An 18,845-nucleotide genomic window follows, 5' to 3' on the forward strand; every position below is an offset into this window, starting at 1 on the left:
TGACGATCGCGACCCGCCCCTCATTCGCGCTGAGACGCGCGGAGTTAAATCACTGATTTGCCCGACGGCGAAAGCGGAATGTTTTTTACGTGAGGGCTGGACAGACTTTTGGCTGATTTGCCCGTCGGGTTGATTTGTCACACCCAAAGTGGCCACATCGTCATTGCGAGCCAACGGGGCGCGCGTTCGCGCGACCCGTTGGCTCGCAATGACGGCGGGCTCGAACCGCAGCACTCCCGGTAAGGGGCTTTTCGACGACGATCATTCGTGTACTAATAAACAATCCGACTTGATCGGCACGTCAGGTCGCGGGCACAATGCGCGGCGCAGGGATTGAGCGAAAAGGACAAGGCATGGCCCACGATGCACCGCAGGCGACCGGACCGAGCAAGCTGGTGATCCGCAATATCGGGCTGTTGCTGTCGGGGGCGCTGGAACGGCCGATCCTCGATGCCGACACCATCGTGGCCGAGAACGGCAAGATCACGGCGATCGGCCGCGCCAAGGATGTCGACACCGAAGGCGCCACCACCATCGTCGATGCCAATGGCACGACGGTGGCGCCGGGACTGATCGACAGCCACGTCCACCCGGTGGCGGGCGACTGGACGCCGCGGCAGAACCAGACCAACTGGATCGACAGCTATCTGCACGGCGGCGTCACCACCATGATCTCCGCGGGCGAGGTGCACATGCCGGGCCGGCCGCGCGACGTCGTGGGCCTGAAGGCGATGGCGATCTTCGCGCAGCGCGCGTTCTGGACGCTTCGGCCCGGCGGCGTGAAGGTGCATGCCGGCGCGCCGGTGATCGAATGCGAGATGGTGGAAGAGGATTTCAAGGAAATGGCCGCTGCCGGCGTCAAGCTGCTCGGCGAGGTCGGCCTCGGCGGCGTCAAGGACGGCCCGACTGCGCGGAAGATGGTGGGATGGGCGCGCAAATACGGCATCCAGAGCACGATCCACACCGGCGGACCATCAATTCCCGGCTCCGGTCTGATCGACAAGGATGTCGTGCTGGAGGCCGATACCGACGTGGTCGGCCATATCAATGGCGGCCACACCGCCCTGCCCGACGACCAGATCCGCTGCATCTGCGAGGGCTGCAAGCGCGGCCTCGAACTGGTTCATAACGGCAATGAGCGCTCAGCGCTCTACACGCTGCGCACCGCGCGCGAGATGGGCGATCTTCACCGCGTCATCCTCGGCACCGATGCGCCCGCCGGCTCCGGCGTGCAGCCGCTCGGGATCTTGCGCATGGTCTCGATGCTGTCCTCACTCGGCGAACTGCCGGCCGAGATCGCGTTCTGCCTCGCCACCGGCAACACCGCGCGGATGCGCGAGCTGGATTGCGGATTGGTCGAAGTCGGCCGCGCGGCCGATTTCGTGCTGATGGACAAGGCGCAGCATTCGCCGGGCAAGACCATCCTGGAGAGCGTGCAGCTCGGCGATTTGCCGGGCATCGGCATGACCATCATCGACGGCATCGTCCGCACCCAGCGCAGCCGGAACACGCCGCCGGCCGGCAAGGTGCCGGAGATCGTGGGGCGGTGATAGTCCCGCTGTCATTCCGGGGCATCGCGCAGCGATGAGCCCGGAATCCATTTTGCCGCGTGCTCTGCGGCGAGATGGATTCCGGGCTCGATGCTTCGCATTGCCCCGGAATGACGGATGTAGCGGAGTGCGTAGGGTGGGCAAAGGCGCGGAGCGCCGTGCCCACCATCCAGCTCACTGCTCGGGATGGTGGGCACGCTTCGCTTTGCCCACCCTACGGATTCGCTCGCACCGTCACTCGATCACCTGCACCACTTTCTGCTGCTGCGGATCGACCAGCACGATCTGGTCGCCGACGGCGAGATAGCGATAGTTCCTGAGCTCGGCATTGTTGCGCACCATCTCCTCCGGCACGGGCTGCAGCGACAGGCAGTTCGACGCCGACGTTCCGCCTGCCGGCGTCTTCGCGCCGACCGTGGTCGAGGAACTCCGCGCCAATTCCCTGAACTTCCTGCGCATGTCGTCGGTGATGACGATGCGGTCGTGGCCGTAGGCTGCGGCGCCGCCCCAGCCCGGCCCGTCGTCAAGGATGTCGACGATCTCGCGCCGCCGCGGATCGACGATGACGACCCTGTTGTCAACGAGCGTGTAATCGTAGTCGCGATATTCTGGAGCGATCCGCACGATGTCGGCCGGCAGGCGGTGGGGCTGGATGCTCGGCGGCAATCGCTGGCCGATATTGACGCTCACATTCGAGGTCCGGGTCGCCGTTCGCTCGCTCCGCAGCCGATCCACGATCTGCTTGCCCTGGTCGTCATTGACATCAGCGGCGCGCTGACCGTCCTGTCCAGGCACCTGGCCGGCGCGAGGGTTCCCCTCACGCTTTTGATCCGGCACCTGCGCGATGGCCGCTCCGGCGCTGATCGTCAGTGCGATTGCCGTCGCGCAAAACCAATTGGTCTTCATCGCCGACTCCTGTTGGTCCCCGCTGCCCGTAGTCAGAATCGCAACCGGGCTTGCCGCATTTTGTTCCTGGGGCGGCGCCCTTGCGACGGTGATGGTGGGGCACGCCTCGTAGGGTGGGCAAAGCGCAGCGTGCCCACCTTTCTTGCACCGATCGTGGATGGTGGGCACGCGGAGCCTGTCATCGGGCGCGCGTTCGCGCGACCCGTTGGCTTTGCCCACCCTACGAATGCCCTGACGTTAACGCAGCTTGCTGAGCAGCGCGATCAACATCTCGCGCTCCTTGCCATCGAGCGGCGCCAGCGTTTCCTTGGTGATCGCCAGCGCGTTCGGCGCAACTTTCTCGACCGTCTGCTGGCCCGTGCGGGTCAGGCTGACGAGGAGGCGACGGCCGTCCTCGGGATCAGAACTGGTCTCAGTCAGGCCGCGCGCGGTGAGGCGGTCGATGACGCCCTTGATGGTGGCGACATCCATCGCCGTCAGCCGGCCGAGCTGGTTCTGCGAGCACGCCCCCGTCTCGGCGAGCTTCGACAGCGCCGCCCATTGCGGCGAGGTCAGGTCGACGCCGATCTCGCGGGCGAAGATGGTGGCGTGGCGCTGCCAGACCTGGCGCAGCAGGAAGCCGATCTGCTCGTCCAGAATGTAGCTGGTCTTCTGCGGTTTTGGATTACGTTTCACTGCCCCGTTTCTGGCCATCACACTTCCTCAGAGCGACAGATGCGCATCGCGGATATCAGGCCGCGCGTCGAGCTCGGCCATCGTGCCGCCGAAGCAGATGCGGCCGCGCTCGATGATATAGGCGCGATCCGAGATCAGGCGCGCGAAATGCAGGTTCTGCTCGGAGACGACGATGCTCACGCCCTCCTTCTTCATGGCAAGGATCGCATCGACCATCTGCTCGACGATCTTAGGCGACAGGCCTTCGGAAGGCTCGTCGAGCAGCACCAGCGACGGATTGCCCATCAGCGTGCGCGCGATGGTCAGCATCTGCTGCTCGCCGCCGCTCATGCGGCCGCCCGCACGACCCCGCATCTCGCCGAGATTCGGAAACAGCGTGAACAGTTTTTCGCGCGTCCAGTATGGTGCGTTGGCGCGCCTCTGTTGACGGCCGACCTCGAGATTCTCCTCGACCGTCAGGTCAGTGAAGATGCGCCGCTCCTCCGGCACGTAGCCCAGCCCACCGCGCACGATCGCGTGCGTCGGTTCGCGCGAAACGTCCCTGCCCTCGAAGACGATGCGCCCCGAGCGGTTCTCGACCAGGCCGACAATGGAGCGGAAGGTCGTCGACTTGCCGGCGCCGTTGCGACCGAGCAGCGCGACCACCTCGCCCTCGCCGACATCGAGCGCGATATCGAACAGGATATGCGCCGGTCCATAGAAGCTGTTGAGATCCCTGACCTGGAGCTTCATACGTGGGCTCCATCGCGGTGGCGCGCGTCATAGACCAGGCCCTCGCCGAGATAGATGGCGCGAACCTGCGCATTGCCGCGGACTCCCTCGGGCGATCCCTCGGCAATCAGGCTGCCGCGGTTGAGCACCAGAATGCGGTCGGCATGCTCGAACACGACGTCCATGTCGTGCTCGGTGAAGAGCACGCCGATCGACTGCTCTCGCGCGATCGTGGCGGTGAGCCGCATCAACTCGATACGCTCGCGCGGCGCCATGCCGGCGGTCGGCTCGTCCATCAACAGCAGTTTTGGATGGTTGGCGAGCGCGACCGCAAGCTCGAGCCGCTTGAGGTCGCCATAAGCGAGCTCGCCACAGGGACGCTCGGCATAGGCGCCCATGCCGACGAGATCGAGCAGCCGGCCGGCCTCCTCGCGCGCGAAATCCGGCGTCGAGCTCCAGAGATTGAAGAGCTGGTGCCGGTGCGAGACCAGCGCGACCTGCACGTTCTCGCGCACCGTCATGGTCGGAAAGGTCGCGGTAATCTGAAAGGTGCGCCCCACGCCCAGCCGCCAGATCGCGCGTGGCTTCTTGCCGACGGTTTCCTCGCCCAAGATCGTGATGCGGCCGGAATCCGGGATGTTCTGGCCGTTGAGCATATCGAAGCAGGTGCTTTTGCCGGCGCCGTTCGGGCCGATCAGCGCCAGGATCTCGCCGGCACGCAGTTCGAAGGAGACGCCGCGCACGGCGTGCACGCCGCCATAGGATTTGGTCAGGCCTTCGACCGACAGCAATGTGGGGACCATGCTCATTCGGCGGTCTCGACGCGCGAGGTGAGAAGCGGCGAATTCGACGATGACGATTTGCGGCGGCGGCTGATGATCGAGTCCAGCGTGCCGACGATGCCTTTCGGGAAGGCGACCACGATCAGCACGATGAAGGCGCCGAGCACCAATTTCGACCAATCGGTCTGGCTGACCAGCCAGATGTTCAATGCCTTGTAGACGATGGCGCCGACCACTGCGCCGGACACCGTCTCGACGCCGCCAAGCAGCACCATGACCAGCGCATCGACCGAGAGCGAAATGCCCATGTTGTCAGGGAAGACGCTGCCCTTCAGATACGCGAACAACGCGTCGGCGAGGCCGGCCACGGTGCCCGCGATCACGAATGCAGTCCACTGGATGCGTTTGCCGTTGATGCCAACAGCCTCGCTGCGCAACGGCGAATCCCGCGTCGCGCGCAACGCGAATCCGAAGGGCGAGAACACGATGATGCGGAGGACAATGACCGCGAGCGCGGCGATGCCGAGCGAGAGCCAATAGAAATGCGATGGGCTCGCCGCCCATTTTTCCGGCCACACGCCGAGGATGCCGTTGTCGCCACCGGTGACGGCCACCCATTGGAACGCGATCGACCACACAATCTGGGCGAAGGCGAGCGTCAGCATCGCGAAATAGACGCCGGAGAGTTGCACGGCGAAGAAGCCGAACACGGCGGCGCCGACGAGCCCGAGCAGCGGACCGAGCAGCAGGCATACGATCATCGGCAGCCCCGCCAGCTTGGCCAGGAAGGCGACGCCATAGGCGCCGAGGCCGAAATAGGCGGCGTGACCGAAGGAGGCGAGCCCGCCGACCGACATCAGGAAATGCAGGCTGACGGCGAAGATCACGAAGATCGCGATCTCCGAGCCGACGGTGAGCGCGTAATTGCCGCCGAACAACGGCAGCGCGGTAGCCACGATCAGCGCGGCGAGCGCGGCCAATCGCTCGTTCGAGGTCCAGGGCCGCCAGGGATTGACGGTGAGGCCCGGCGTGCGGCGCGCCGGCGCTTCCGGTTTGCCGAACAGGCCCCAGGGGCGGACGATCAGGACCACCGCCATCACCAGGAACACGAGGATGATGGAGATCTTCGGGAAGACCAGGATGCCGAAGGCATTGAGCTCGGACACCAGCACCGCGGCCACGAAGGCGCCGATGATGCTGCCGAGGCCGCCGATCACGACGACGACGAACACATCGACGATGATGCGCAGATCCATCGCATGATGCACCGCATCGCGCGGGATCTGCAGCGCGCCGCCGAGGGCTGCGAGGAAGACACCGACCGCAAACACGCTGGTGAACAGCCATTTCTGGTTGACGCCGAGCGCTGCGACCATGTCGCGGTCCTGCGTCGCCGCGCGCACCAGGATGCCCCACCGGGTGCGCTGGAACAGCAGCCAGAGGATGCCGAGCACGACGGGGCCGAGCACGATCAGGAACAGGTCATAGCTCGGGATGTTCTGGCCGAAGAAATCGACCGCGCCCTTGAAGCCGGGCGCGCGGCGGCCAACCAGGTCGCTCGGGCCCCAGATCAGCACGACGATATCCTGAACCATGAGCGTCAGGCCGAAGGTCGCGAGCAACTGGAACAGTTCTGGCGAATGGTAGATCCGCCGCAGCAGCACCATCTCGACCAGCACGCCGACGATGGCGACGACAAGCGCTGCGACAACGATGCCGCCCCAAAAGCCGAGCGCGCCGGAGAAGCGCTCGGTGAGCGTGAACGCAATATAGGCGCCGAGCATGTAAAAGGCGCCATGCGCGAAGTTCACGATCCGGGTCACGCCAAAGATGATCGACAGCCCCGAGGCGACCAGGAACAGCGAGGCGGCGCTGGCAAGTCCGGTCAGGAACTGAACGACGTAAAAGGCCATCGGCGGTCCGGGTTGGAGGTTGAGTCACCTCTCCCCGCTCTTTTGCGGGGAGAGGTCGAATTGTCCCGGCGATGCGAAGCATCGTCCGGCGCAATTCGGGTGAGGGGCTGTCTCCACGCGCACGACTCGTGGAGGCAGCCCCTCACCCCAACCCTCTCCCCGCAGGGGCGGGGAGAGGGAGAAGATCCGCATCAATCCTTCGGCCGGAGCTTTTCGATCTCGGCATCGCCAGGCAGATAGTCGGAGCCCTTCTTGTAGGAGGACTCCACCATCACGCCCTTGCCGTCCTTCAGCGCGGTCTTGCCGACGTAAGCACCGAGCGTCGACTGGTGGTCGATCTTGCGGAAGGTGATCTCGCCGAACGGCGACGACACCGACAGGCCTTCGGTCGCCGCGATCAGCTTCTCCGGATCGGTCGAGTTCGCCTTGGTCAGGATCGCCGCCGCCGACTTGATGGTCTGGTAGCCGACGATCGAGCCGAGCCGCGGGTAATCCTTGAACTTGGCCTGGTACGCCTTCAGGAACGCCTCGTGCTCCGGCGTCTTGATCGCGTACCAGGGATAGCCGGTGACGATCCACCCCTCAGGTGTTTCGTCCTTGAGCGGATCGAGATATTCCGGCTCTCCGGTCAGGAAGCTCACCACCGCGCGGTCCTTGAACAGGCCGCGGGTGTTGCCTTCGCGCACGAGCTTCACCAGATCGGCGCCGAAGGTGACGTTGAGGATCGCTTCCGGATTGGCGGCGGCAACCGCCTGCACCACCGGGCCGGCGTCGATCTTGCCCTGCGGCGGCCACTGCTCGTCGACCCAGACGATGTCCGGGCGCTTCTCCGACATCAGCTTCTTGAACACAGCAACGGCCGACTGGCCGTATTCGTAGTTCGGCGCGATGGTGGCCCAGCGCTTGGCCGGCAGTTTTGCGGCGGCCTCGACCAGCATCGCGGCCTGCATGTAATTGGAGGGGCGCAGACGGAAAGTGTAGCGGTTGCCCTTGGACCAGGTGATGGCGTCGGTCAACGGCTCCGCGGCGAGGAAGAATACCTTCTTCTGGTTGGCGAAGTCGCTGACGGCGAGCCCGATATTGGAGAGGAAGGTGCCGGCGAGCATCGCGACGTTCTCGCTCGAGACGAGTTCGTTCGCGGCAGTCTGCGCATCGGCCGGCTTGCCGTTGTCATCCTTGGAGATGACGACCAGCTTCTTGCCGTTGATACCGCCGGCGGCGTTGATCTCCTCGACCGCGAGCTGCCAGCCCTTGCGATAGGGCTCAGTGAAGGCGGGCAACAGCGAATAGCTGTTGATCTCGCCGATCTTGATCTCGCTCTGGGCCATGGCAGCGTCAGCCATGCCCGCAACCAGGACCGCGAGCCCTGCCCCAATCAAATAATTCCGCATCCCTTACCTCCGAATGTCCAACAAAATTATCTCAAACCGTCTTCGCCCTTGATCTCCGCGACCGTCAGCCCGCCGACGCGCGGCAGCGGCCGGCCAGAATCGGTGACCGCGACCGCCACCATGATCTCGTTGGCCCGCGGCGCGTCGTTGATCTGTACCTCCATGCCATCGAAATGGCTGCGCACGAAAGCCGCATCCTTGTGCCCGAGCGGGATATCCAGCGTCGTCCCCGGACCAGAACGCTTTTTCGAGGACGGAATCAATGCGGCGCCTTTACCCAGGACCTTGCGGACCGGCGCTCCCATCTTGGGATGCAAAATCGCGGCCGCATGCTCGAGCTCGCCGTTTTCGCCGACGGCGGCGGCCTTGCCATAGGAATGCGCCTTGGAGCCCTCGATGCCGAGCGCCGCCACCGCCCGTTTCGACAGCAATTCGCCGAGTTCCTCGCCAATCGCGATCAGGGGCGAAAGATCCTCGACATAGCGGCCGGCAAAGGGGTTCTCGATCACCGCGATCGCCGCCGCGCGCCGGGTCGCCGGGGCGATGGTCTTGCCCATCTATGTGGGTCTCCTCGACCACCGTGACGATCTTGCGAATGATGGCACTCATCGGTTTCCGCCCTGTTGTCTTCGGCCCGGTTTCTGATCAGGTCCGCGCATTCTCTATCGCGCATTCATGAACGAGTTGCGATTCCGGCATCCTCGGCGCACGCGCCCTTACGATCACCGTCTCGCCAAACAGGCGTAGCGCCGCGCCCTCGATCAATCCTGCCGCGAGGCATTGTCGCGCGCAAACCGCACCCGCTTCAAGGGCATCGGCGATCTCGCGAGCCGACAATGGGCCGACCTCCCGCGTCACCAGGCGCGGGCCGAGGTCGCTGTCGGGCTGCAGTTCATTTGCCGGGCGGCGGACAATCTTAGGGTGTCCGGGCAGGTCGACGGCGTTGGCGATAACGGTCGCGGCGGCATCGGCTGCGGAGGCGGTCCGCGCCAGCACGGTGACGGCATCGGCGATCCCGAACGAGAAGCTGCGGCCGTGACGGCCGCTGGTGGCGATGCCGCGGATGGGATCGTCGGCGCCGATCACCATGGTCTGCAGCAGGCCGCGACGATCGGGACGGTCGATCAGGCCGACGGTGAACTGCTCGTAGCCGGCAAGATGCAGGGCGATGTCGCCACCATTGTTGACATAGGCCCGATCGAGCAATGCAGCCTCCAGCATCGCGCCGAGGATTTCCTCGGCCACGCTGCCCGCGACCGCGGCCATCGGCGTGATGAAGCGGTCGGCGGCGAAGGGCGCCACCGCCGCATGCATGCGGCGCGCGACGTCGCCATGGAGGGCGCAGTGCATCGGATGGGCCGCCTTGCGTAACTCGCCGAGCTCCATGCAGAGCCCATCCAGCAGGCCGGTGAAGCGGCACACCGCGGCGTCATAGGCTGCGCGCACGGCGGTCTCGCTTCCCGTCGCCTCCACGATCAGATCGATCGGTCCGTCCTGCAAATGCAGCCGCTTGCCATCAGGAAGAAGCGCGATTTGCGGACGTCTCGTCATGTTCGCTTCCCCGAGGTGAAGAGCATCGGCCGGATCTCGGCGCTGTCGCGCAGCGAGGACAGCGGCCGCACATAATCCATGTGGCCGCCGAGCGCCGCATAGTCGGAAAGTTTTAGCGTGAACTCGATCGGCGCGACCAGCGCCGGCGTCGGCACGTAACCGAATGCCCCTATCGGCATCTGCGTGACATCGACCATGAAGGTGATGCCGCCGCCCGGCCAGACATAGACAGGCGCACCGCCGCTGGTGACGCGGGTCAGCGCATCCTTCACCGAGCGCGTCAGCCGCACCGGATTGTCGGTGACGCCGGCGCGCAGCGAGCCGCCGGCGCCGGCCATGAACAGCACGGTGCACAGCGCCGGTTCGCAATTCTCCTGGATGCGCTCGACCGAGAATTTAAGCTCCGGCGGCATCTCCTGCTCGATCGGCCGCAGCGCCTCGTCGAGCACGTAATAGGCCGCGTGCTCGCCGGTGGTCGAGACCATCAGCATGGTCAGCCCCGGCCGCGCTTCCTTGGGATCGAACGGGCCGAGCACGGAAAGCGGATCGGAGATCCTGGTGCCGCCCCAGCCCGTGCCGGGCTCGGCCACCTGGAAGTAGCGGCCGGGCGTCGAGCGGCGGCCTTTCATCTTGATGCCGGTGTCAGGAATATCCAATAGCTTGCCGGCCTGGTGCTCCGAGAGCACGCCGGTGATGTGGTCGTCGACAACAACGACCTCGTCGACCTTGCCGTGCCACTGCTTGGCGAACATGCCGATGGTGGCCGAACCGCAGCCGACGCGCATGCGTTCTTCCTGCACGCCGTTGACAACAGGCGCCTGGCCCGCCTGCACCACCACCGTAGCGCCGCCGTCGATGACAAGCTCCACCGGCTTGCAGTTGGAAAGATCCATCAGCGTATCGCAGGTGACGCGGCCCTCCTTCTTGGAGCCGCCGGTCAGATGATGCACGCCGCCGAGCGACAGCATCTGCGAGCCATATTCGCTGGTGGTCACATGCCCGACCACCTCGCCCTGCCCGCGCACCGCCGCGGTCTCGGGGCCGAGATAGCGGTCGGTATCGATCTTCACCTTGACGCCGCAATAGGAGAAGATGCCCTCGGTCACCACGGTGACCATGTCGACGCCGTCGATGTCCGACGACACGATGAAGGGCGCCGGCTTGTAATCGGGATAGGTGGTGCCGGCGCCGATCGCGGTGACGAACATATCGCCCTGGTGGACGATCTTGCCGTCCCAGTCGCCGCTCGCCTGGAACGGCACCACGCGCCCGCCATGCTCGAGCGCGCGCGACAGCACGATATGCGGATCGACGCGCACCAGTCTGCCGTCGTGATTGGCATAGCGATCGCAGGCGCCCGCCGCCCCTGGCTTGATGTAGCACATCACCGGACAGGCATCGCAGCGGATCTTGTCAGAAGCGGCAACGTCAGCCATCGCGAACAAGCCTGGTGTTGGGAGGCGGCGTCATCTTCTCCCCGGGATCTCAATCATCGGGGATATCGTTCGTATACGAATGATCCTGCGCGCAGGTTGTAACCCTGTCAAGCGGATGCAATCGCGAAAAACCACACCTGCCGAATAAAACCTCATTTGCCTCCCCGCTTTGTCCAGAAAGCGGGCAGCGCAGTGCAGCAAAAAGCGAGCAGCTTGCACGTTTGTACACAAACGTTATCCTCCGATGCCATCGATCGCCGATTTTGCGATCGCCCGTTTTGCAATGCAATCATCGAAACGCCTATCGAAGCCTTTGGGGACCACGAGCCGATGCGCCTGACCGTCAACGGCAGGATTGTCGATGTCGACGCCGCTCCGGACACCGCACTGCTTTACGTGCTGCGCAACGATCTCGAACTGAACGGACCGAAATATGGTTGCGGCCTCGGCGAATGCGGCGCCTGCGCGGTGCTGATCGACGGTGTCGCGGCGCGATCCTGCGTGATCCCGACCGATGGCTGCATCGGGCGCGACATTGTGACGCTCGAAGGGCTCGGCACGCGCGAGCATCCCGATCCTGTGCAGCAAGCCTTCATCGCCGAGCAAGCCGCGCAATGCGGCTATTGCCTCAACGGCATGATCATCACGACCAAGGCGCTGCTGACGCGCAATCCGCGTCCGAACGAAAACGAGGTGCTGGAGGCGTTGCGCTACAATCTCTGCCGCTGCGGCGCGCATATCGAGATCATCCGCGCCGCCATGCGCGCGGCCGGCCAGGAACTCGAGGCGCGCGATTGATGGCCTCGCAGGAGAATCCCGTGCGGCCGCCGGGGTCGCTCTCCGTTGTTCGACGATCGGATGCGAACGGCGCGTTCGAAACCTTCATCAAGATCACGGCGGATGGCTTTGTCACCGCCTATAACGGCCATGTCGATCTCGGTACCGGCATCCGCACCGCGCTCGGGCAGGTCGTCGCTGAGGAACTGGACGTATCCTTTGCGCGCGTCGTCGTGGTGCTCGGCGACACCTCGCAGACGCCCAACCAAGGTCCGACGATCGCCAGCGAGACCATGCAGATATCGGCGGTGCCGCTCCGCAAGGCTGCAGCGCAGGCGCGCCACTTTTTGGTCGCGCGCGCAGCGGAACGGCTCGAACTATTAAGCGATGAACTCGCTATCGAGGATGGCCTGATCCGCGGCAAGGACAACCGCAGCATCACCTATGGCGAGTTGATCGCCGACGAGACGATCCGACTCGAGCTGGCCGACGATGTGCCGGTGAAGACCGTCGATGCCTATTCCGTCGTCGGCCAATCGGTGCCGCGCGTCGATCTTCCCGCCAAGGCGACCGGCGAACTGGTCTACGTCCACGATGTACGCGTGCCCGGCATGCTGCACGGCCGCGTGGTGCGCCCGCCCTATGCCGGCGTCGATGCCGGGCCGTTCGTCGGCACCAGCCTGATTGCGGTCGATGAAGGTTCGGTACGCCATATTCCAGGACTCGTCGCGGTCGTGCGGATCGGCGATTTCGTCGGCGTGGTCGCCGAGCGCGAGGAGAACGCGATCAAGGCGGCGGCGCAGCTGAAGGTCATCTGGAAACCGGGACCGACGCTGACCAGTCTCGATGATGTCGAGCAGGCGCTGCGCGCCAATCCATCGACGCCGCGGACGCTGCTCGACAAGGGCGATGTCGATAGCGCGATCAAGGCCGCCGCGAAGCCGATGCAGCGGACTTACCTGTGGCCCTACCAGATGCATGGCTCGATCGGCCCGTCCTGCGCAGTGGCGGACTATCGCGACGGTGCGATCCGCGTCTGGTCGGGCACGCAGAACCCGCACATGCTTCGTGGTGACCTCGCGCTGCTGATCGAGCAGCCGGAGACCGAGATCGAGGTGATCCGCATGGAGGCGGCCGGCTGCTATGGCCGCAATTGCGCCGACGACGTCACCGCGGATGCGCTCTTGCTCTCGCGCGCGGTCGGCCGTCCCGTGCGCGTGCAATTGACGCGCGAGCAGGAGCACGCCTGGGAGCCGAAGGGCACCGCGCAACTGATGGATATCAATGGCGGCTTGAACGCGGACGGCAGCGTCGCGGCCTACGACTTTGCCACGCGCTATCCCTCGAACGGCGCGCCGACGCTGGCGCTTCTGCTCACCGGGCGGATCGCGCCGACGCCTGCTGTCTTCGAGATGGGCGACCGCACCGCGATCCCGCCTTATGACTACGACCACATGCGCGTGGTCGCCAACGACATGCCGCCGATCGTGCGCGCCTCCTGGTTGCGCGGCGTCTCGGCACTGCCGAACACCTTTGCGCATGAATCCTATATCGACGAACTCGCGACTGAAGCCGGCGTCGATCCGATCGAATACCGGCTGCGCTACCTCAAGGACCAGCGGGCGATCGACCTCGTCAACGCGGTGGCCGAACGCGCCGGCTGGAAGCCGCGGCCGGTGCGCGAGGAGAAGGTCGCGGAAGGCGACATCGTGCGCGGGCGCGGCTTTGCCTATGCGCTCTACGTCCACAGCAAGTTTCCGGGCTATGGCGCGGCATGGTCGGCGTGGATCGCCGATGTCGCGGTCAACAAGGCAACCGGCGACGTCAGCGTGACGCGCGTCGTGGCCGGCCAGGATTCCGGCCTGATGATCAATCCGGACGGCGTGCGCCATCAGATCGAGGGCAACATCATCCAGTCGACCAGCCGCGCGCTGATGGAGGAAGTCACCTTCGAACGCGGCGCGGTGACGGCACGGGAATGGGGCGCCTACCCCATCATCAAATTCCCGGAGCTTCCCAAGATCGACGTGCTGATGCTGCCGCGGCAGGATCAGCCGCCGCTTGGCGTCGGCGAATCCGCTTCTGTGCCAAGCGCGGCCGCGATCGCGAATGCGATCTATGATGCGACCGGAGTTCGTTTTCGTGAATTGCCGTTCACGCCCGAACGTATCCTGAACGGATTGCACGGCGAGCAACCAACTGCGCCCGCGACGCTGGCGCCACCGCCGCCTGCTCCATCGGACAAATGGCAGAAGCCGTTCGCGAAACGCACCGGCGTGCTTGCCGGCATCGCCGCGCTATGTGCCGCCGCCGTCGGCATCGGCGCGGCCGTGCTGCCGTGGCGCGCGATCGCGCCGATCGCGCGTCCCGAAGCGTCGGTCTATTCGGCCGCGACCATTGCCCGCGGCAAGGAACTGGCGGCGCTCGGCGCCTGCGCCGTGTGCCATACCGATACGGGCGGAATGCTCAATGCCGGCGGCCGGCCGCTGGAAACGCCGTTCGGCGTCATCTACGCGACCAACATCACGCCTGACGTCGAGACCGGCATCGGCGCGTGGTCCTATCCCGCCTTCGAGCGCGCGATGCGCGAAGGCATCCATCGCGACGGCCGGCATCTCTATCCGGCTTTCCCCTACACCCATTTTGCCAAGGCTGATGATGCTGATCTGCAGGCGCTCTATGCCTACCTGATGGCGCAGGCACCGGTGCGCGCGACGACGCCGGAGCACGAACTGAAGTTTCCATTCAACCTGCGCCCGCTGCTCGCCGGATGGAATGCGCTGTTTCACGATACAAAATCATTCCAGCCCGATCCGACCAAGTCGGAGATCTGGAATCGCGGCGCCTATCTGGTCGAAGGTCTCGGCCATTGCAGCGCCTGCCATTCGCCGCGCAACGCGCTCGGCGCCGAACTCCAGAGTGCCTATCTCGGCGGCGGCTTTGCCGAGGGCTGGGAGGCGCCGGCGCTGACGTCGCTTTCGAAAGCGCCGATCCCCTGGAGCGAGGACGAGCTTTACGCCTATTTGCGCACCGGCCAATCCCGCTTCCACGGCGTGGCGGCCGGACCGATGGCGCCGGTCGTGACGGAGTTGGCCGCGTTGTCAGACCAGGATATCCGCGCCATGGCCGTCTATCTCGGCTCTTTCAATGACGCGGCCACCGACGGCTCGGCGCAGGAAGCCCTCGCCGTGAAACTCGAACATGCGACGGCCACGAGCGCGGTCGTGCCCGCCTCTTTCGGCGCCCGCCTCTATCAGGGCGCCTGCGCGGTCTGTCATGAGGTGGGCGGACCGCCCTTGTTCGGCAGCCGGCCCTCACTGTCCCTCAACAGCAATCTGCACAGCGCGGTGCCGGACAATCTGATCCAGGTGATCCTGCACGGCATCCGCGAACCCGCGACCGGCGATCTCGGTTATATGCCGGGATTCAAAGACAGCATGACCGATAGCCAGGTGGCGGAGCTGGTTTCCTATCTCCGACGGCAGTTCGCCCCGGACAAGCCGGCCTGGACCAGCATCGAGACGGCCGTCGGCAGGATCAGACAGGGAACACGCTGAGCTGCCCTGCCAGAACTCCTGCCATAACCCACTAGTTGGGCGGCTTTTGGCAGGCTAAGGTTCCGGCATGACGTTTACGGATATTGCAACCCGGACCTACAACCATGGCTGGCGGCTCGACCCGATCGTGCGCAGCCTGCTCGACACCGATTTCTACAAGCTGTTGATGCTGCAGATGATCCGGGAATTCTACCCGGAGACGCGCACGACCTTTTCGGTGATCAACCGCACCAGTCGGGTCCGGCTTGGCGAGGTGATCGACGAGGGCGAGCTGCGTGCCCAGCTCGACCATGCCCGCACCATCCGCTTCAGCAAGAATGAGCTGATCTGGCTCGCCGGTAACACGTTTTACGGCAAGACCCAGATGTTCTCGCCGGATTTCATCAACTGGCTTTCGAATTTCCGCCTACCCGAATATGAACTGCACAAGGTCGACGGGCAGTATGAGCTGCATTTCCACGGGCCCTGGACCCACACCACGATGTGGGAGATCCCGGCGCTCGCGATCCTGAACGAATTGCGCTCGCGCGCGGCGATGAAGGGCCAGGGCCGGTTCGCTCTCGACGTGCTCTATGCCCGCGCCAAGGCCAAGCTGTGGGCCAAGGTCGAGCGCCTGCGCAAGCTCGACGGCCTGCGGCTCTCGGACTTCGGCACCCGCCGCCGCCACGGCTTCCTCTGGCAGCGCTGGTGCGTCGAGGCTGTGAAGGAAGGGCTTGGGCCGTCCTTCACCGGCACCTCGAACGTGCTGCTGGCGATGGACAACGACCTCGAAGCGATCGGCACCAACGCGCATGAGTTGCCGATGGTGGCCGCGGCGCTCGCCAATTCGGACGAAGAGCTGCGCTGGGCGCCCTACGCTATCCTCGACCAGTGGCGCCATACGTATGGCGGCAACCTGCTGGTCGCACTCCCCGATGCCTTCGGCACGCGGGTGTTCCTGCGCGACGCGCCGGATTGGGTCGCGGACTGGACCGGCTTTCGCCCGGACAGCGCGCCGCCGATCGCGGCCGGCGAGGAGATCATCAGATGGTGGAAGCAGAAGGGCCGCGATCCCAAGGAGAAGCTCCTGGTCTTCTCCGACGCCATGGATGTCGATTCCATCGAGGAAACCTACCGGCATTTTTCCGGCCGCGTCCGCATCAGCTTCGGCTGGGGCACGAACCTCACCAATGACTTCGTCGATTGCACGCCCAATGGTTCCGCCGATCTCGACCCGATCTCGATCGTCTGCAAGGTGACCTCGGTCGACGGCAGGCCGGCGGTGAAACTCTCAGACAATCCCGAGAAGGCGACCGGCATCCCCTCCGAGGTCGAACGCTACGTGCGCGTATTCGGCAATGCCGGCCGCGTGCGCGCCGCCGTGCACGTCTGATATAAGCGCGCTGCCCACCTTCCCTATCATCTCGCGAGTTTCAGCATGCCCGCACCAAAGCCGCCTGCGTTCGAAACCCTCAGCCTGCATGCCGGACAGCGTCCCGATCCCGTGACGGGATCGCGCGCGGTGCCGATCTACCAGACGACGTCCTACGTGTTCCAGGACGCCGATCACGCCGCCGCGCTGTTCAATCTGGAGCGTGCCGGCCACATCTACACGCGGATCTCGAATCCGACGACCGCAGTGCTGGAAGAGCGGATCGCGGCGCTCGAAGGCGGCGTCGGCGCGATCTGCACGGCTAGCGGCATGGCCGCGATGCATCTGGCGATCGCGACCCTGCTCAATGCCGGTGACCACATCGTTGCCTCGGCTTCGCTCTATGGCGGCACCATTAATCTCTTGGCGCATACGCTGCCGCGCTTCGGCATCACGACGACGTTCGTGAAGCCGCGGGCTCTGGACGAGTTCCGCGCCGCGATCAAGCCGAACACGCGCCTGGTGATCGCCGAGACCATCGGCAATCCCGGGTTAGAGGTGCTCGATATCCCCGCGGTGGCTGAGATCGCGCATGATGCAAAGATTCCGCTTCTGATCGACAACACCTTCGCGACGCCCTATCTCAGCCGTCCGATCGAATTCGGCGCCGACATCGTCATGAACTCGGCGACGAAATGGCTCGGCGGGCATGGCATCGCGATCGGCGGCGTCATCGTCGACGGCGGCGGCTTCGACTGGCATGCATCGGGCAAATTCCCGCAGCTCACCGAGCCCTATGCCGGCTATCACGGCATCGTCTTCGACGAGCAGTTCGGCAAGGCCGCCTTCATCATGCGCGCCCGCACCGAAGGCTTGCGCGATTTCGGCGCCTGCCTGTCGCCGACCAACGCGTTCCAGCTCCTGCAGGGCATCGAGACGCTCGGCGTGCGGATGGATCGGCATATGAGTAATACGCTCGCGGTGCTGGAATTCCTGACCGCGAACAAGGCGGTCGACTGGGTGCTGCATCCGGCGCTGGAGAATCATCCGGACTACGAGCTTGCGAAGAAGCTACTGCCGCGGGGCGCCGGCTCGATCGTCAGCTTCGGCATCAAGGGCGGACGCGCGGCGGGCAAGAAGTTCATCGAGTCACTCAAGCTGATCAGCCACCTCGCCAATGTCGGCGACGCCAAGACGCTGGTGATCCATCCCGCCTCCACCACCCATCAGCAGATGGACGCCGACCACCTCAAGGCTGCCGGCATCGGCGAAGAGCTCGTGCGGCTGTCGGTCGGTATCGAGACCGCGCAGGACATCATCGACGATCTCGGCCAGGCGCTTCGTGCGTCGCAGAGGGTTTGAGCCATGCAGCTTTCGGTGAACGGGATTGAGACCTTCGTGGTGACCGGCGGAAGGCCGTTCGATCCGTCGTTGCCCACGGTCGTGATGATCCACGGCGCGGGCTTTGACAGTTCAACCTGGGCGCTGCACAGCCGCTGGTTCGCGCATCACGGCTATTCGGTGCTGGCGCCGGATCTGCCCGGCCACGGCCGCTCGTCCGGCAAGCCCTTGCGGACGATCGCCGCGATGGCGGATTGGATCGCAGCGCTGTTGCAGGCGGCCGGCGCCTCGAAGGCGAAGCTGATCGGCCATTCCATGGGCTCGCTGATTGCGCTGGAGACCGCGGCGCGGCACCCGGAGAAAGTAACGGCGCTGAGCCTGATCGGAACGGCGGCGACGATGACCGTTGGGCCTGATCTGTTGAAGGCGGCGGAGGCCAACGATCCCGCCGCGATCGACATGGTCTCGATCTGGGGCCTCGGCTTCAAGGCCGAGCTCGGCGGCTCGCTCGCGCCGGGATTGTGGATGCACCACGGCGCACAGCGCGTGCTGCAGCGTGCGCGACCGGGCGTGCTCTACAACGATCTGAACGCCTGCAATTCGTACCAGAACGCGCTCGCCGCGGCGGCGCAGCTCAAGGTGCCGACGACCTTCATCCTCGGCGAACGCGATCTGATGACACCAGCGAAAGCCGGCAAGACGCTGGCGGCGGCGGCGCCAAACGCGCGCACCGTGGTGCTGGCCGGTGCCGGCCACATGATGATGGTCGAGCAGCCCGACGAATTGCTGGCGGCGCTGCAGCGGTAGTTCTTCCCTTCTCCCCTTGCGGGAGAAGGTGGCGCGGGTCCTGACCGGCTACATGGGTAACAGAATAGACCGGCGACATGGGTAACAGGTCAACTGG

General features: G+C 65.1%; 14 protein-coding genes and 1 pseudogene. 6 read left to right on the forward strand and 9 right to left on the reverse strand.

From position 1 onward, the window contains the following. Nucleotides 1-353 precede the first annotated feature (353 nt). Nucleotides 354-1,550 (forward strand): amidohydrolase family protein, encoded by a 1,197-nt coding sequence (locus tag AAFX91_RS25390; protein WP_130582198.1) that lies wholly within the window; start codon nt 354-356, stop codon nt 1,548-1,550. Between the two features lie 234 nt (nt 1,551-1,784). Here AAFX91_RS25390 and AAFX91_RS25395 read toward each other — a convergent pair whose 3' ends face one another. The 9 genes and pseudogenes from AAFX91_RS25395 to AAFX91_RS25435 all read right to left on the reverse strand — a co-directional run bounded on the left by AAFX91_RS25395 (nt 1,785) and on the right by AAFX91_RS25435 (nt 10,915). Continuing rightward, nucleotides 1,785-2,456 (reverse strand): DUF1236 domain-containing protein, encoded by a 672-nt coding sequence (locus AAFX91_RS25395; RefSeq protein ID WP_394568434.1) that lies wholly within the window; start codon nt 2,454-2,456, stop codon nt 1,785-1,787. Between the two features lie 237 nt (nt 2,457-2,693). Continuing rightward, nucleotides 2,694-3,149: a MarR family winged helix-turn-helix transcriptional regulator gene (locus tag AAFX91_RS25400; RefSeq protein WP_130582196.1), complete on the reverse strand. Its 456-nt coding sequence runs from the start codon at nt 3,147-3,149 to the stop codon at nt 2,694-2,696. A 9-nt stretch (nt 3,150-3,158) separates the two neighbouring features. Next, complete coding sequence (locus AAFX91_RS25405; RefSeq protein ID WP_394568437.1) at nt 3,159-3,863, reverse strand: ABC transporter ATP-binding protein; 705 nt, start codon at nt 3,861-3,863, stop codon at nt 3,159-3,161. Beyond that, a complete protein-coding gene (locus tag AAFX91_RS25410) occupies nt 3,860-4,651 on the reverse strand; it encodes an ABC transporter ATP-binding protein (RefSeq protein WP_130582194.1) in 792 nt (263 codons plus the stop codon). Before AAFX91_RS25410 ends, AAFX91_RS25405 begins: the two co-directional genes overlap by 4 nt. Then, on the reverse strand, nt 4,648-6,537 hold the full coding sequence (locus AAFX91_RS25415; RefSeq protein ID WP_394568439.1) for an ABC transporter permease: 1,890 nt from the start codon (nt 6,535-6,537) through the stop codon (nt 4,648-4,650). Before AAFX91_RS25415 ends, AAFX91_RS25410 begins: the two co-directional genes overlap by 4 nt. 191 nt (nt 6,538-6,728) lie before the next feature. Then, nucleotides 6,729-7,928: an ABC transporter substrate-binding protein gene (locus AAFX91_RS25420; protein ID WP_130582192.1), complete on the reverse strand. Its 1,200-nt coding sequence runs from the start codon at nt 7,926-7,928 to the stop codon at nt 6,729-6,731. A gap of 26 nt (nt 7,929-7,954) precedes the next feature. Then, nucleotides 7,955-8,537 (reverse strand): annotated as a pseudogene (locus tag AAFX91_RS25425) (amino acid synthesis family protein). Nucleotides 8,538-8,573: 36 nt separating this feature from the next. Continuing rightward, nucleotides 8,574-9,479 (reverse strand): UPF0280 family protein, encoded by a 906-nt coding sequence (locus AAFX91_RS25430; RefSeq protein ID WP_394568442.1) that lies wholly within the window; start codon nt 9,477-9,479, stop codon nt 8,574-8,576. Continuing rightward, a complete protein-coding gene (locus AAFX91_RS25435; protein WP_394568444.1) occupies nt 9,476-10,915 on the reverse strand; it encodes a 6-hydroxynicotinate reductase in 1,440 nt (479 codons plus the stop codon). The genes AAFX91_RS25430 and AAFX91_RS25435 overlap by 4 nt, the downstream gene beginning before the upstream one ends. A gap of 330 nt (nt 10,916-11,245) precedes the next feature. Between AAFX91_RS25435 and AAFX91_RS25440 the strand changes: the two genes are divergently transcribed. From AAFX91_RS25440 to AAFX91_RS25460, 5 genes are all read left to right on the forward strand, one after another. Next, nucleotides 11,246-11,713 (forward strand): (2Fe-2S)-binding protein, encoded by a 468-nt coding sequence (locus AAFX91_RS25440; protein ID WP_394568446.1) that lies wholly within the window; start codon nt 11,246-11,248, stop codon nt 11,711-11,713. Further along, the gene (locus AAFX91_RS25445; RefSeq protein WP_394568448.1) at nt 11,713-15,249 is read left to right on the forward strand and encodes a molybdopterin cofactor-binding domain-containing protein; all 3,537 of its coding nucleotides are present in this window, start codon (nt 11,713-11,715) and stop codon (nt 15,247-15,249) included. The genes AAFX91_RS25440 and AAFX91_RS25445 overlap by 1 nt, the downstream gene beginning before the upstream one ends. Nucleotides 15,250-15,316: 67 nt before the next feature. Further along, entirely contained in the window at nt 15,317-16,621 is a 1,305-nt protein-coding gene (gene pncB / locus AAFX91_RS25450; protein ID WP_394568450.1) for a nicotinate phosphoribosyltransferase, read from the forward strand. A 45-nt stretch (nt 16,622-16,666) separates the two neighbouring features. Further along, complete coding sequence (locus AAFX91_RS25455; protein WP_394568452.1) at nt 16,667-17,962, forward strand: O-acetylhomoserine aminocarboxypropyltransferase; 1,296 nt, start codon at nt 16,667-16,669, stop codon at nt 17,960-17,962. Between the two features lie 3 nt (nt 17,963-17,965). Beyond that, nucleotides 17,966-18,748, forward strand: a complete 783-nt coding sequence (locus tag AAFX91_RS25460; RefSeq protein ID WP_394568454.1) for an alpha/beta fold hydrolase — start codon at nt 17,966-17,968, stop codon at nt 18,746-18,748. Nucleotides 18,749-18,845 lie beyond the last annotated feature (97 nt).

Origin of the sequence: Bradyrhizobium sp. 31Argb, assembly GCF_043638955.1 — a bacterium.
Lineage (GTDB): Bacteria > Pseudomonadota > Alphaproteobacteria > Rhizobiales > Xanthobacteraceae > Bradyrhizobium.

What these genes read in the sequence shown, in the direction of transcription:
- AAFX91_RS25390 (WP_130582198.1), top strand. Translation starts at nt 354, where the DNA reads ATGGCCCACGATGCACCGCAGGCGACCGGACCGAGCAAGCTGGTGATC.
- AAFX91_RS25395 (WP_394568434.1), bottom strand. Translation starts at nt 2,456, where the DNA reads ATGAAGACCAATTGGTTTTGCGCGACGGCAATCGCACTGACGATCAGC.
- AAFX91_RS25400 (WP_130582196.1), bottom strand. Translation starts at nt 3,149, where the DNA reads ATGGCCAGAAACGGGGCAGTGAAACGTAATCCAAAACCGCAGAAGACC.
- AAFX91_RS25405 (WP_394568437.1), bottom strand. Translation starts at nt 3,863, where the DNA reads ATGAAGCTCCAGGTCAGGGATCTCAACAGCTTCTATGGACCGGCGCAT.
- AAFX91_RS25410 (WP_130582194.1), bottom strand. Translation starts at nt 4,651, where the DNA reads ATGAGCATGGTCCCCACATTGCTGTCGGTCGAAGGCCTGACCAAATCC.
- AAFX91_RS25415 (WP_394568439.1), bottom strand. Translation starts at nt 6,537, where the DNA reads ATGGCCTTTTACGTCGTTCAGTTCCTGACCGGACTTGCCAGCGCCGCC.
- AAFX91_RS25420 (WP_130582192.1), bottom strand. Translation starts at nt 7,928, where the DNA reads ATGCGGAATTATTTGATTGGGGCAGGGCTCGCGGTCCTGGTTGCGGGC.
- AAFX91_RS25430 (WP_394568442.1), bottom strand. Translation starts at nt 9,479, where the DNA reads ATGACGAGACGTCCGCAAATCGCGCTTCTTCCTGATGGCAAGCGGCTG.
- AAFX91_RS25435 (WP_394568444.1), bottom strand. Translation starts at nt 10,915, where the DNA reads ATGGCTGACGTTGCCGCTTCTGACAAGATCCGCTGCGATGCCTGTCCG.
- AAFX91_RS25440 (WP_394568446.1), top strand. Translation starts at nt 11,246, where the DNA reads ATGCGCCTGACCGTCAACGGCAGGATTGTCGATGTCGACGCCGCTCCG.
- AAFX91_RS25445 (WP_394568448.1), top strand. Translation starts at nt 11,713, where the DNA reads ATGGCCTCGCAGGAGAATCCCGTGCGGCCGCCGGGGTCGCTCTCCGTT.
- pncB (WP_394568450.1), top strand. Translation starts at nt 15,317, where the DNA reads ATGACGTTTACGGATATTGCAACCCGGACCTACAACCATGGCTGGCGG.
- AAFX91_RS25455 (WP_394568452.1), top strand. Translation starts at nt 16,667, where the DNA reads ATGCCCGCACCAAAGCCGCCTGCGTTCGAAACCCTCAGCCTGCATGCC.
- AAFX91_RS25460 (WP_394568454.1), top strand. Translation starts at nt 17,966, where the DNA reads ATGCAGCTTTCGGTGAACGGGATTGAGACCTTCGTGGTGACCGGCGGA.